Origin of the sequence: Microvirga sp. KLBC 81, assembly GCF_003075415.1 — a bacterium.
In the GTDB taxonomy this organism is placed as follows: Bacteria; Pseudomonadota; Alphaproteobacteria; order Rhizobiales; family Beijerinckiaceae; genus Microvirga.
Map to the genome: position 1 here is coordinate 1 of NZ_QDAH01000282.1, position 906 is coordinate 906.

Genomic DNA, 906 nt, shown 5'->3' on the forward strand with positions numbered 1-906 from the left:
ATCACCGATCTCGGTGTCTTTTCCATCGACAAGAAGGGCGGCTCCGGCATGACCCTGATCGAGCTCGCCGACGGCGTCACGGTCGATGAGATCAGGGCCAAGACGGAAGCTGAGTTCAAGGTTGCTTTCAACAGCAAGCAACCGAACGCTGGAGAGGTAAGTGCGCTCTTGTCGATCAGCGGCAGCCAAGCCCATGGGCTAATACTGGCCGCTGGATAGAGAAGAAGACGGGTGTCGCGACTGAAGGTTAGGCCTATGGTTTGGCTGATCGACCATCAGCGTGGAACTTCGCCCAACCACCAGCAATGCTAAGAATCTCGAATATGCCAGGGAGGGAATGCTCATGAACCAAGAAGCGAACTTCACCACCTCCGGTACGGACGAAACAGCTGTAGCGAGCTTGAACCAAGCTGCACTGGACTACCACCGTCTCCCGCGACCGGGAAAGATTGCTGTCCTGCCGATCAAGGGCATGACCAACCAGCGCGACTTGGCTCTCGCCTACTCCCCTGGTGTGGCCGCTCCCTGCATAGCCATTCACGCCGACTCGGCTACGGCCGCCCTGTACACCAGCCGATCCAACCTCGTGGCCGTGATCTCCAACGGCACTGCGGTGCTGGGTCTCGGCAATATTGGGCCGCTGGCCTCCAAGCCGGTGATGGAGGGCAAGGGCTGCCTGTTTCAGAAGTTCGCCGGCATCGACGTGTTCGACATTGAGGTCAATGAGACCGATACCGACAAGTTGGTCGATATTATCGCGTCCCTCGAGCCTACCTTCGGCGGCATCAATCTCGAGGACATCAAGGCGCCTGAATGCTTCGAGATCGAACGCCGCCTGCGCGAGCGCCTGAAGATCCCGGTCTTCCATGATGACCAGCATGGAACGGCGATCGTCGCGGCTGCCGC

General features: G+C 59.1%; 2 pseudogenes. Both read left to right on the plus strand.

Annotated elements, in window-relative coordinates:
- A pseudogene (locus DC522_RS36720) lies at positions 1-219 on the plus strand (hypothetical protein); the annotation flags it as partial.
- 124 nt (positions 220-343) lie between these two features.
- Positions 344-906, plus strand: a pseudogene (locus DC522_RS33780) (NADP-dependent malic enzyme); the annotation flags it as partial.